The organism is Streptomyces sp. NPDC102514, from assembly GCF_055584525.1.
Genome location: NZ_JBVJLW010000016.1, coordinates 90785 through 101949 on the forward strand (window position 1 = coordinate 90785; position 11165 = coordinate 101949).

General features: G+C 71.3%; 9 protein-coding genes. 3 read left to right on the forward strand and 6 right to left on the reverse strand.

Translation table 11 applies throughout. The features are described from left to right. Positions 1-333: 333 nt before the first annotated feature. The 5 genes from ACZ60E_RS34085 to ACZ60E_RS34105 are packed head-to-tail and all read right to left on the reverse strand — an operon-like array spanning position 334 to position 3853. Positions 334-1344 carry a ferritin family protein gene (locus tag ACZ60E_RS34085; RefSeq protein ID WP_469445510.1) on the reverse strand — a complete coding sequence of 337 codons (1011 nt, stop codon included), beginning with the start codon at positions 1342-1344 and terminating at the stop codon, positions 334-336. A 3-nt stretch (positions 1345-1347) separates the two neighbouring features. Beyond that, positions 1348-1659, reverse strand: a complete 312-nt coding sequence (locus tag ACZ60E_RS34090) for an MmoB/DmpM family protein (RefSeq protein WP_384813302.1) — start codon at positions 1657-1659, stop codon at positions 1348-1350. Positions 1660-1669: 10 nt separating this feature from the next. Beyond that, positions 1670-2041 carry a Rieske 2Fe-2S domain-containing protein gene (locus tag ACZ60E_RS34095; protein WP_384813299.1) on the reverse strand — a complete coding sequence of 124 codons (372 nt, stop codon included), beginning with the start codon at positions 2039-2041 and terminating at the stop codon, positions 1670-1672. After that, on the reverse strand, positions 2038-2286 hold the full coding sequence (locus tag ACZ60E_RS34100; RefSeq protein WP_469445512.1) for a toluene-4-monooxygenase system B family protein: 249 nt from the start codon (positions 2284-2286) through the stop codon (positions 2038-2040). Before ACZ60E_RS34100 ends, ACZ60E_RS34095 begins: the two co-directional genes overlap by 4 nt. A gap of 49 nt (positions 2287-2335) precedes the next feature. Further along, entirely contained in the window at positions 2336-3853 is a 1518-nt protein-coding gene (locus ACZ60E_RS34105; RefSeq protein WP_469445514.1) for a ferritin family protein, read from the reverse strand. A 140-nt stretch (positions 3854-3993) separates the two neighbouring features. Here ACZ60E_RS34105 and ACZ60E_RS34110 point away from each other — a divergent pair, with 140 nt between their 5' ends. From ACZ60E_RS34110 to ACZ60E_RS34120, 3 genes are all read left to right on the forward strand, one after another. After that, entirely contained in the window at positions 3994-4866 is an 873-nt protein-coding gene (locus ACZ60E_RS34110) for an oxygenase MpaB family protein (protein WP_469445516.1), read from the forward strand. 60 nt (positions 4867-4926) lie between these two features. Beyond that, positions 4927-7260, forward strand: a complete 2334-nt coding sequence (locus tag ACZ60E_RS34115; RefSeq protein WP_469445518.1) for a serine/threonine-protein kinase — start codon at positions 4927-4929, stop codon at positions 7258-7260. A gap of 358 nt (positions 7261-7618) precedes the next feature. Continuing rightward, on the forward strand, positions 7619-9181 hold the full coding sequence (locus tag ACZ60E_RS34120) for a phytoene desaturase family protein (RefSeq protein ID WP_453791641.1): 1563 nt from the start codon (positions 7619-7621) through the stop codon (positions 9179-9181). Between the two features lie 168 nt (positions 9182-9349). Here ACZ60E_RS34120 and ACZ60E_RS34125 read toward each other — a convergent pair whose 3' ends face one another. Next, on the reverse strand, positions 9350-11155 hold the full coding sequence (locus tag ACZ60E_RS34125) for a serine hydrolase domain-containing protein (protein ID WP_469445519.1): 1806 nt from the start codon (positions 11153-11155) through the stop codon (positions 9350-9352). Positions 11156-11165 lie beyond the last annotated feature (10 nt).

The window sequence follows — 11165 nt, forward strand, 5'->3', positions numbered from 1 at the left end:
ACCTGTCCGGTCGATCACGGCGAAGGGAAGCTGCGGTGCCGTGTGGGCGCCGGTGAGCGGGGTGTGGTGCGTGCAGCTGCAAGGCGGAGGAGGGCGTCGACGCGGAGCGTCGGCAACCGACGACAACGCCGCAGATGTGCGTGCCACACCCCGCGTCTTCGCCGTGATCGACCGGACAGGTCCTAGCCGATCCCACCGCGTCCGTCCGTGTTCACCAGGCGGTGCATCGTGTCCAGGTCCAGCGCCGGGTTCGTCGCCGCGGTGTGGGCCGGTCCACGACCCTGGCCGCCCCGCACGGCGACGGGCGGGGCGGTGGGCGGCGCCGTCGTGTCGTCAGACGGAGGTTCCGACGAGGAATTCGTCGTGGACCGCGCGGACGCGCGCGGTGACGTCGGTGGCGGCGAGCGGCCGGGGCGCGCCGGCGAACAGCGCCGCCAGTCCTTCGACGCTCTCGTCGGCGCGGGGACGCCACGTCGTCACCCAGTCGTCGAGCACCCCGGCCAGTTCCGGCCGCCGCTCGATCGCGTAGCCCGTCAGAGCCTGCGTCCAGTCCTGGCTGCGGCGGGTGTCCCTGCCGAACTCGGTGCACAGCTCGGCGAGGAAACGGTCCCCGTTGGCTTCGGCCAGCTGCCCGAACATCTCGTTGACGAGGGTGTCCACCGCGGGTTTGACCGCGAGGTTGAGCCCGGCGAAGGCCTCACCCCAGTCGTACGCGATCAGGAGGTGTTCCAGGGTCTGCCGCAGCGGCTGCCAGGCGGGGCCGTCCTCCCAGGCCCGGCGGGCGGTGGCGGTCCGCGCCAGGTCGTCGCCGTGCGCGTCGGCCAGCACCCTGGTCCAGTAGGCGATGCGCTGGATCCGGCGCATCTCGTCGGCGGCCTGGAAGTGCGCGCAGTTGGTGATGTACGACGAGGGCGCCATCTGCCCGACGTACAGGCCGACCATCTGCAGGACGTGGAGCGGGAAGCGCAAGGGGACGAACAGCGTCCGTAACGTGTCCACCCAGCCGGGGTCCTGCGTTGCCGCGGTGCCGTTCTCCTCGTACCGGTCGACGAGGGCGTCCAGGTAGATCTCGCGGTCGTGCTGGAGCGCGACATAGTCGCGGTAGGTCAGCTTCGCGGGATCGCGGAAATGCTCCCAGTCGTCCACCTGCAGGGGCGACCCCTCCCGGTGCGCGAGGTACCACTTGTTCAGGGCCCACTCGGGGTCCAGCTCGAACGGGACCGGATCGCGCCGGAAGTGGTAGTGGAATTTGCCGGTGACCACCTCGTACGGCGTCGGCCTGCGCCGGACGTCACCGAACATGCTCCAGGTCTTCCGCTGCCGCCTGTTCGCTGCACCGGTCATGGCTCAGTCCTGCCTCTCCAGGTACCAGACCAACTGTTCCTCGGTCTGCTTGAGGCGCCCGGCGAACGCCGCCAGCGCGGGCTCCAGTTCACTCAGCCGGAACGCCCGGCCCAGTTCCTCCTCCAGGCTGGCGCGGGTCAGCACGCACCGCCGGGGGACGCTGATCCGTACGTATCCGCCCTGATCGTCGACCGCCACCTCGGCGTCGGGATTGTCCTGCTCGATCGCGGCGGCCACCGCCTCCGCGAGGTCGCCGTCGATGCCTCGGATCACGGGGCCCACACCCTTGTCGGCACTGGTGCCGGATACGGTCATCGTCTCGTCCTCACGCTTCTCGGGAGCTGTTGTGGTGGGCCTCGCCGTCCTGCGGGACGCCGATCCGTACGGCGCCCGCCCCGGTGGCCCGGATCGCGTACCGGTAGAGCCGGCATCCGGCCGGGTTGATGCCCGCGCCGGACCCCAGGTCGAACTCCCAGCCGTGTCCGGCGCAGGTCAGGATGTTCTCCTCCTCGTCCCACTTGCCGTAGGCCAGCGGGAACTCCTGGTGCGGGCACACCCCTTGGTAGGCGGCGAAGGACCCGTCCACGTGGTGCACGACGAGCACCCGCTCCCCGGCGACCTCGGCCTCGACGAGATCGCCCTCCCACAGCCCCTCGGCCTCCGGCACGTCGAACCACCGCACCGGAGTGTCGCTCATGACGCGTACCCCACGACGACCACGTCCAGCGGCTGCACACCCGCGCTCACCACGGTGGCGTCGTCGGGCAGCGTCCGCCCGTCGTGCCGGACCCGCAGCGGCCGGTCCTGCGCCGCCACACGGTGGTCGACCACATGGTGGGCCACCTTGCCGGCGACCACGGTCATCGGGTCCCCGTCGTCCACCGGTACCAGCAGCACCACCATGTCCCCTTCGAACAGGGCCTGCAGAGGAAACAGCGCCATCGCCGAGCCTTCCCTTCCGTCCGAGTCGTCCGAGCAGTCGGCCCCGGTGTCAGCCGCGGGCGGCGGTGCGGTCGTGCGGTGCGGCATGCGCCCAGGCGTAGTCGGTGGCGTCCCGGCCCATCTCCTCGGGCGACAGCCCCATGTAGGCCAGCGCGCCCTCCATCGTCGGCGGCTGGATCTGCCCGCCGAGGAACCGGTCGATGACGGTCGTGTGCCCCTGGAACCGCTGGGGAGCCTGTTCGAAGACCCACTGGCAGGGCGCGGAGCAGAAGACGTACCGCCGCCCGCCCCGGTCGAGGATCTTCGGCAGCGGACTGGCGAGCCTGCCCGCCCGGTACCCGGCAGGAGCCACCACCGGGACATGACACAGGTTGCAGATCATGGGGAACGTCTCGGGCAGGGTGGCCTCCGGACGGCCCGCCCGCAGATTGGCGGCGATGACGTCCCAGTTCCCGCCGAAGGTGTCGTGCCAGCCCGGGTACTTCTCTTCGAGCCACTCCCGCTCCTCGGGGGCGACACCAGCGTCGGGGTTCCACCACACGGTCGGGCGCCAGTACCAGATGCCGAGCTGCAGGGCGTGGTGGTACCAGTCGAGTTCGGGCAGGAAGTGCTCGTCCCAGTACCAGGGCTTCTCCAGGCCGAAGTCGCGGAACTGGTCCAGGAACTGCTTGCAGATCCACTCCTGCATGAACTCCTTGAAGGAGTGCCCGCGGTGCTCCAGCGGTGTGTAGTAGTCCATCGACAAGCCGGTCAGCAGGGCGAAGAGCCGCCACGACCGCCAGAACATGTGGTCCACCAGCTGCTGGGCGACATCCTTGCGGCCGTGCTCCACCAGCAGCTTGATGGTCGGTTCCCCCTGCTGGGAGTGGCGGGCCTCGTCGGTCTGGATCGAGGAGATCAGCGCCCCGAAGTCCACGTCCCCGACCTTCATGGCGTCCGCGGCCATCCCGAGGAACTGCAGATTGGTGAACCCGGTCTCGAACGTGAAGGTCAGCTGGACGGCCGTGGACACCGCGTCGTTCGCGGTGAACATGTCGTCGAACAGACTGCGGGCGGCGACCGCGCCCCACTCGTTCGTGTGCAGGGCCTTGTGCGCCCAGTCGGCCCGCGGTTCCTTGGCCAGCAGCCCGTAGGGGAAATAGGTCTGGATCTGGCCGTGGCGGATCTCGTCGAGGGTGCCGAAGGTCGCCATGTTCCGCCACGCCGCCGCCCGCCCGAACCGGCCCATCCGGGACTCCGCGAGACTCGCCAGATACTCCGGGATCGCGATCACGCCGTAGTGCGCGATGATCGCCGACTTCCACCCCGGATCCAGCTGCTCGTACACCTTCGACCGCCCGATGACGGCGTTGACGGCGTAGACACCGGCGTCCTTGCCGTACTGGTTGTGCACGTACTCCGGGTACGTGACCTTGTACGGCTCGTCCCACACCCACCACGCCTCGGCCGGCAGCCCGAAGCCGTTGGAGAGCTCGGCCGGCCAGACCTCCTCCTCCTTGACGTAGGACAGGGACCAGTTCATGTCACGGGTCAGGTCGTACCACTCGGAACGGGCGAGACGCGGCATGTGCCGTCCCCCTTCGTATGGAGTGCCGGCTCGTACCACCGGCTTGTGCCGATCGGTGACGTCCACTCATGGCTATCACCGTGACGGTGCCCGCGCCATATGCGTGTCCATAAGCAGAAAGGGCCGTTACGGTTGCATACATGGATGTCGACCACACAGGTGTGGGGCACACAGGCGATCCGGGGCTGTTCGGTCCTGACTCCGTGACCTGGCAGCTGCACAGCGACCCCATGATGTGGGTCGCCGGGGTCCGCGCTCTCTACCTCCAGGCACTGCACCCGCGTGCGGTGCGCGGCATCATGCAGAACTCCGACTTCCGCAAGGACGCCTGGGGCCGGCTGATGCGGACGGCCCGCTTCGTCGGCACCACCACGTACGGGACGAAGGAGGCGGCCGAGAAGGCCGGTGCGCGCGTGCGGAAGATCCACTCGATGCTCACGGCGACCGACCCCGGCACGGGGGAGCGCTACGGCATCGACGAACCCGCGCTGCTGCTGTGGGTCCACTGCGCCGAGATCGACTCCTATCTGCACGTCCTGCGCCGCTCCGGCCTCCGGCTCACGGACGCGCAGGCCGACCGGTACATCAACGAACACCGCGTCAGCGCACGCCTGGTGGGCCTCGACCCCGCCGACGTACCGTCCGATCAGGGCGAACTGGCCGCGTATTTCGACAAGGTCCGCCCCGAACTGGCCGCCGGTCCGGAGGCACGGGACGTCGACGATTTTTTGCGCAGACCGCCCGTCCACCCGCTGCTGATCCCGGCGCGGGCCCTGCTGTGGCGCTGGGTGGCGCAGACCGCGTACGCCTCACTGCCGCCCCACGCCCATGAGTTGTACGGAAGATCCGTACGGTCGCCCCGGGAGGTGACCCTGCGGCTACGCCTCACAGGCACCGTACTGCGCTGCGTTCCCGCACGTCTGCGCTGGCAACTGCCGCCCAAACACATTATCCGCGCCATGTCACGGCTCGGCCCCGGCTCGCGCCCCGCACCGTACAAAGTCGGACCATAGCTCGTCATACTGGGCGGGCCAGGGGAGGGCGGGTCCGGACGACGGGGGCGATCGGGGCAGATGGGGGAGACCAGGCTCATCCAGGGCCGGTACCGATTGCTCGACCTGATCGGTCGAGGCGGCATGGGAGAGGTGTGGCGGGCGCGGGACGAGTCGCTGGGCAGACAGGTCGCCGTGAAATGCCTCAAACCGCTGGGCCATCAACACGAGAACGCGTTCACGCGTGTACTGCGGGAGCGCTTCCGGCGCGAGGCGCGGGTGGCCGCAGCCCTCCAGCACCGCGGCGTGACCGTCGTCCACGACTTCGGCGAGTCCGACGGCGTCCTGTACCTGGTGATGGAACTGCTCGACGGCCGCAATCTGAGCCAGCTCCTGGAGGACAACAGACAGCATCCGCTGCCGGTCGCCGACATCGTGGACATCGCCGAACAGGTCGCCGCCGCCCTCGCCTACACCCACCAGCAGGGCATCGTGCACCGCGATCTGAAGCCCGCCAACATCATGCGGCTCGACGACGGCACGGTGAAGATCTGCGACTTCGGCATCGCCCGCCTCGGCCACGACATCGGCTTCACCTCACGCCTCACCGGCACCGGTATCGCCATGGGCACCCCGCACTACATGTCACCCGAGCAGATCGGCGGCACCGAGGTCGACCAGCGCAGCGACCTCTACTCCTTCGGCTGCGTCCTGTACGAGATCGCCACCGGCGCCCCGCCGTTCGACCTCGACGACGCGTGGGCGGTCCTCGTCGGACACCGCGACACGGCGCCCCGGCCACCGCGCAGCCACCGGGCCGAACTTCCCGAGTTCCTCGACCGGATCATCCTCGACCTGCTGGCCAAGGAGCCCGGCCGGCGACCGCACGACGCCCGCGAACTGGGCCGCCGCATCGGCGCGGGCCGCACCACACCGGCGTACGTACCGACCATGGTGTCGGCGCCCCTGCGGCCCGAGGCGGTGAGATGGCCCGAGGTACGGGAGTGGCCCGAGGTGGCGGGACGCCCCGAGGTGGCGGCGCGTCCCGAAGGGGCGGGTGGCGCCGAGGTGGCCGAGCGGCCCGTCTCCCGGGAGGCGCGCCTGCCGTCCTGGACCCGCGGCATGACCACCGGCCACAAGGCGACCGGGACCGGCACGGGACTGCGCGCCACACCGCCGGACGCCGCCGCGGGCCTCACCGGCGACTGGATAGCCCGCACCGACACCCGCGGTGCCCCGGACCCGGTGCCCGCCGAACGGCCCACCCCGGCACCGGAGTTGCTCGCCGCACTCACCGGCCGCCACAACGCGGGGCTGAGCCTCGGGCGGCTGAGCCGCTGGGCGGAGGCCGGCGAGGTGCACCGCGCCGTCGCCGCCGAACGCGAACACGCCCTGGGGCCCGACCACCCCGACACCCTGGCCAGCCGCTACGAGGTCGGCTTCACCCTCAGCGGCACGGGCCGCCCCGCCGACGCGCTGCGCGAATACACACATGTGGCCCGCACCAGGGAACACGTGCTCGGCCCCGAGCACCCCGACACCCTGGCCGCCCGCCAGGAAATGGCGTACGTACTGGGCCAGTTGGGCCGTCACTTCGAGGCCCACCAGGTCTATACGGACGTGCTCGGCACCCGGGAACGCGCCATGGGACCCGACCATCCGGACACCCTGCGCTGCCGCCACAACCTCGCCTTCAACCTCAGCAGGCTCGGCCGCCTCGACGACTCGTACCGGATGGCGAGCGAGGTCGCCGCGGCCCGCGCCCGGGTGCTCGGCGCGAACCACCCCGACACGCTCGTCACCCGATACGAAGTCGCCTACGCGCTCGGCCAGTTGGGGCGGTGGACCGAGGCGCTGGGCACCTACCAGGAGATCGCCGGGGCACGGGCGCAGGCCCTCGGGCCCGACCATCCGGACACACTCGCCGCCCGCTACGAGGTCGGCATCAGCCTCGGCAGGCTCGGACACAGCACGCAGGCACTGGAGCTGTACCGGGGGCTGATCGACGACCGGACCCGGGTGCACGGGCCCGCCCATCCCGAGACCCTGCGCGCCCGGCACGGACTCGGCGTCAACCTCGGGCGCCTCGGCCGGTGGGAGGAGGCGCTCGCCGAGTCCCGTGACGTGTGCGCCATCCGGGAGCGGATCCTCGGGCCCGACCACCCGGACACCCTGGTGAGCCGTCGCGAGGTCGCCGTCGGGCTCGGGTGGCTCGGCCGGTGGGGGGACGCGCTCGCGGAGTACCGGCAGGTGGCCGGGGCGCGTGAGCGGGTGCTCGGGGCCGACCACCCTGATGCGCTGGCCAGCCGGAACGACGAGGCGCACTGTCTGGAGCAGTTGGGGCGGGCGGGGGAGGCGGCGTCGTTGTATCGGCAAGTCGCTGCACTGCGGCAGGGGGTTTCCGGGGCGTACTGACGTACCGCGCTGCCTCTCGGTGAACGGGGGCTGCGCCCCTCGGCCCCCAGCCGTTCTTGGGTGCAGGCCGGTGGGGGCTGGTCGCGCAGTTCCCCGCGCCCCTGGGTGGGTGGGGGCCGGGCGGGTTTGGGGGGTACGGGCTGTTCGTGTCTGGTCGCGCAGTTCCCCGCGCCCTTAAGGGTGGGGTGGGCCGGTTCTTCTGGGTGCGGGCCGGCCATGGCTGGTCGCGCCGTTCCTCGCGCCCCTCAGAGGGTGGGGGTGGGCGTGCTGTTCCCTGTGCTGCCAATAGGTTCATATGGGTGCCCGCCGGGTGCGTGTGGGGGTGGTCGGTGTGGATCTTTGCGTGTTACCTAGGGGGATGGGTGCTCACGAGGGATACCGGGAACACGACGTCGTCATTGTCGGCGGAGGGCACAACGGGCTGGTCGCCGCCGCCTACCTGGCCCGCGCCGGCAAGTCCGTGCTCGTTCTGGAGCGGCTGGCCAACACCGGTGGCGCCGCCGTGTCCACGCGGCCGTTCGCCGGGATCGACGCCCGGCTGTCGCGCTACTCCTATCTGGTCAGTCTGCTGCCCCGGAAGATCGTCCGGGACCTGGGCCTCGACTTCCGGGTCCGCGGCCGCAACGTGTCCTCGTACACCCCCACCGAGCGCGGCGGCCGGCCCGCCGGACTGCTCGTCGGGGGCGGCGAGCGGCGCACCCGGGAGGCCTTCACCAAGCTCACCGGCTCGGGCAGCGAGTACCAGGCCTGGCAGCGCTTCTACGGCATGACCGGCCGCCTCGCCAAGAAGGTCTTCCCCACCCTCACCGAACCGCTCCCCACCCGCGACGAACTGCGCCGCCGCATCGACGACGAGGACGCCTGGCGCATCCTCTTCGAGGAGCCGCTCGGGATCGCCGTCGAGGACACCTTCGCCGACGACCTCGTCCGTGGAGTCGTCCTCACCGACGCCCTCATCGGCACCTTCGCCGACGCCCACGACCCGACCCTGCGGCAGAACCGCTGCTTCCTCTACCACGTGATCGGCGGCGGCACCGGAGCCTGGGACGTCCCGGTCGGCGGCATGGGCGCCCTCACCCACGCGCTGGCCACCGCCGCGCGCAACGCCGGCGCGGTCCTCGCCACCGGCCACGAGGTGCTGCGGGTGGAGACCGACGGACGCGCCGCCGAGGTCACCTACCGGACCGCCGACGGCGAGGGAACCGTCGCTGCCCGGCACGTGCTCGTCAACGCCTCCCCGCAGGAACTCGCGCGGCTGACCGGCGACGAAGCGCCCACTCCCGCCGAGGGTGCCCAGCTCAAGGTCAACATGCTGCTGAAGCGGCTGCCCCGGCTGCGCGACACCTCCGTCGACCCGCGCGAGGCCTTCGCCGGGACCTTCCACATCGCCGAGGGGTACGAGCAACTGGCGACCGCGCACGCGCAGGCCTCGTCCGGTGTGCTGCCCGAGGCACCGCCCTCCGAGATCTACTGCCACTCGCTGACCGACCCCACGATCCTGGGTCCCGACCTGGTGCAGCAGGGCTACCACACGCTCACCCTCTTCGGGCTGCACACACCGGCCCGCCTCTTCGCCCAGGACAACGACGGCGTACGCCGCGAGCTGCTGAAGTCGACCCTCGCGCAACTGGACGCACACCTCGTCGAACCGATCGTCGACTGCCTGGCGACCGACGGGGACGGCCGCCTGTGCATCGAGGCGAAGACCCCCCTCGACCTGGAACGCGATCTGCGGCTCCCCGGCGGCAACATCTTCCACCGCGACCTCGCCTTCCCCCACACCCAGGAGGAGACCGGCCGCTGGGGCGTCGAGACGGCCCACCCCAACATCCTCCTCTGCGGCGCGGGCGCGGTGAGGGGCGGAGGCGTGAGCGGGGTACCGGGCCACAACGCCGCCATGGCTCTACTGGAAGCCCCGTAGGGGCGCTTCAGGGGCGCGGGCAGCCTCCGCGGCGCTAGGGCAGGGCCGGCGGTGGGCGGGCGCTTGCGGGGCGCGGGGAACGGCGCGGGCCACCCCCACGGCCCGCAGTCGCATCCGCTACGGCAGGGCCCGCGGCGGTTGCGGCTGCGGGTCGTGGGGGCCGGGTCCTCAGCCCGAGGACGCCACCCACCCCACGGCCTCGATGCGCGCGGAGTCCGCCGGACGGCCGTCGTCGAACAGGACACGCCCGGCGTCACCGACCCGTAGCGCATCCACGTACGCGCCCCGTCCCACGTACAGCCGATCCGTCGTGTACCGCCACCGCAGGACGAGCCGCGCGGCAGCGGGAAGGTCGGCGCCGACCCGGTGCCACACCCGGCCGGACCAGCCGGTCACCGACCCGGCCGGATGCCCGGCGGGAGCCTCCCCGTCGCGGACGGTCGTGAACGGCACCGCCTCCCACGTCTCCCCGCCGTCCGCCGACGACTCCAGGAAGAGCGTGTCGGCCTGCGGTTCGGTGTCCCACCACAGCGCGCACCGCAGCCGCCCGCCGGCGCCCACGTCCAGCGCGGGCAGCGTCAGCGTCGCGGAGGCCGCGGTCGCCATGCCGGAGAACCAGGCCGTACGCCCCCGCGCGGGCCGGACCGGAACAGCGCGGGCCAGGTGGTTGGCGGCGGCGACTCGGGGAGCCGAACCGGAGCGCCAACTGCGCACGGGGTGGACGGAGTTGCCGAGGAGGACGAGGAACGAGTCGGTCGTCGGGTCGAGGACGAGCGAGGTGCCCGTGAAGCCCGTGTGGCCCGCGGTGCGCGGAGTGGCCATCGCGCCCATGTACCAGTGCTGGTAGAGCTCGAAGCCCAGACCGTGCTCGTCGCCGGGGAAGGCCGTGTTGAAGTCGGTGAACATCAGGTCCACGGACTCCGGCTCCAGGATGCGCGCCCCGCCGTACACCCCGCCGTTGAGCAGCGTCCGGCCGAGGACCGCCAGGTCCCACGCGGTGGAGAAGACACCGGCGTGCCCCGCGACACCACCCAGGCTGTACGCGTTCTCGTCGTGCACCTCGCCCCACACGAGCCCTCGGTCGAGCCCCGACCACGGCTTGCGCGCGTCCTCGGTGGCGGCGATCCGCGGCTTCCAGGAGGGCGGCGGGTTGTAGCGGGTGCGCTTCATGCCCAGCGGAGCGGTGATCTCGGTGCGGAGCAGGACGTCCAGGGCGCGGCCGGTGACCTTCTCCAGGACCAGTTGCAGTGAGATCAGATTGAGGTCCGAGTAGAGGTACTTGGTGCCCGGCGGGTTGAGAGGCGCCTCCTTACAGATGAGCTGAAGCTTCTCCTCGTACGTCGGCGCGCTGTAGAGCGGGATCCAGGCGCGGAACCCCGAGGTGTGGGTGAGCAGTTGGCGGATCGTGATGTCCTGCTTGCCCGCGCCGCCGAAGTCGGGGAGGTACGAGGCGACCCTGGCCTCCAGCTCCAGCGTGCCGCGCTCGATCTGCTGCACGGCGAGGATCAACGTGAACAGCTTGGACACCGAGGCCAGGTCGAAGACCGTGTCCTCGGCCATCGCGATCTGCTGCTCCGGGGGGAACTCCACGGCGGTGTCGGTCTTCTCGTCGTACGCCGAATAACGCACCGCCTTGCCGATCGGCTCGTGCAGGGCGACGGTACCGCCGCGGCCCGCGAGCAGGACGGCACCCGCGTACCAGGGGTACTTGGGGGAGGGGGCGAGGAACGACTCGGCTTCGGTGACGAGTTGGCGCAGAGGAGCGGGGAACAGACCGGCGCGTTCGGCGGAGCCGTGGCGCAGGGTCGGGTGCCTGTGGCCGGCTCCGTCGCCCTCGGCCGTGCCGGGCGCCGCCGAGGCCGCGGGCAGGGGCGCCAGGATCAGTGCGCCTCCCAACGCCGTCAGCCCGCGCCCCACTTGACGACGGGTCGGCCCGCCGCCCGCTCTGTCCCCCGTCGATGACATCGATGCCATTGAAGAGCCT